General features: G+C 70.4%; 1 protein-coding gene and 1 pseudogene. Both read left to right on the forward strand.

Annotated elements, in window-relative coordinates:
* Nucleotides 1–499: pseudogene (locus AXW62_RS26390) on the forward strand (Crp/Fnr family transcriptional regulator); the annotation flags it as partial.
* 71 nt (nucleotides 500–570) lie between these two features.
* The coding region (locus AXW62_RS26395) for a cyclic nucleotide-binding domain-containing protein (protein WP_143712762.1) at nucleotides 571–1,295 on the forward strand (725 nt) is incomplete at its 3' end.

A 1,295-nucleotide genomic window follows, 5' to 3' on the forward strand; every position in this document is an offset into this window, starting at 1 on the left:
CGCCGAGATCGGCCTGCTGCACAACGCCGACCTCTCCCAGCGCATCCACACCCGCAGCGGCCCGCCCACCCCCGACGACCTCGACGCGCTGCTGGCCACCGTCTGGAAGGAGCCGGGGCTGATCCTGGCGCATCCGCGTGCCATCGCGGCGATCGGCCGCGAGTTCAACAGCCGGGGCATCTCCCCGCAGCCCGCGGAGGTCAACGGGCATGCGCTGCCGGCCTGGCGGGGTGTGCCCATCCTGCCCTGCAACAAGATTCCGGTGACCCGCAGCGGGGTGACGTCCCTTCTCGTCCTGCGCACCGGCGAAGAGAACCAGGGAGTCATCGGGCTGCACCGCACCGGTATTCCCGACGAATATCAGCCGAGCCTCTCGGTGCGATTCATGGGAATCAGCGAGCAGGCCATCATCTCGTATCTCGTCAGCGCCTATTACTCCGCGGCCGTACTCGTCCCGGACGCGCTCGGAATTCTGGAGAACGTGGAAATCGGGCTCTGACGTCCGCCCGACCGGGCCCGTGGCCTTCGCATACCTTCCCGAAGATCTACCGAAATGAGTGATGAGCACATATGACCACCTCCGTGGAGTCCGGTGAGCAGCCGCTGAGTCTGGGCACGGCCGCCGCGCGGAATCTGGCGACCACCACCAAGTCCGTTCCGCAGATGCAGGCCATCTCCTCCCGGTGGCTGCTGCGGGTCCTCCCCTGGGTCCAGGTGTCGGCCGGTACGTACCGGGTGAACCGCCGGCTGACGTACACGGTCGGGGACGGGCGGGTGGAGTTCATCACCACCGGATCGCAGGTGCGGGTCATCCCGCCGGAGCTGGGCGAGCTGCCGACGCTGCGCGGCTTCGGGGACACCGCCGTGCTGGAGTCGCTGGCCGACGGCTGTGTCCAGCGCGAGTACGCGCCCGGGGATGTGCTGGTGGAGGCGGGCCGCCCGGCCGACCAGGTGTTCCTGATCGCCCACGGCAAGGTCCGGCAGACCGCTCCCGGCGCCTATGACGAGGGCAGCACGCTGGCGGTGCTGGCCGACGGGGAGTACTTCGGGGACGCGGCCCTGACCGGCCCGGAGCGCACCTGGGAGTTCACCGTACGGGCCGTCACCCGGACCACGGTGCTCACCCTGCCGCGCCGCGCCGTCGAGGAGGCCGCCGACCGCTCCGAGGCGCTGCGCGACCACCTCCGGGACCTCGCCGACCGGCCCACACCCGCTCAGAACCGGCGCGGTGAGGCCGATATCGCCATCGCCTCCGGCCACTGGGGGGAGCCGGTCCTGCCGGGCACGTTCGTGGA

This window comes from Streptomyces hygroscopicus subsp. hygroscopicus, from assembly GCF_001553455.1.
GTDB lineage: Bacteria > Actinomycetota > Actinomycetes > Streptomycetales > Streptomycetaceae > Streptomyces > Streptomyces hygroscopicus.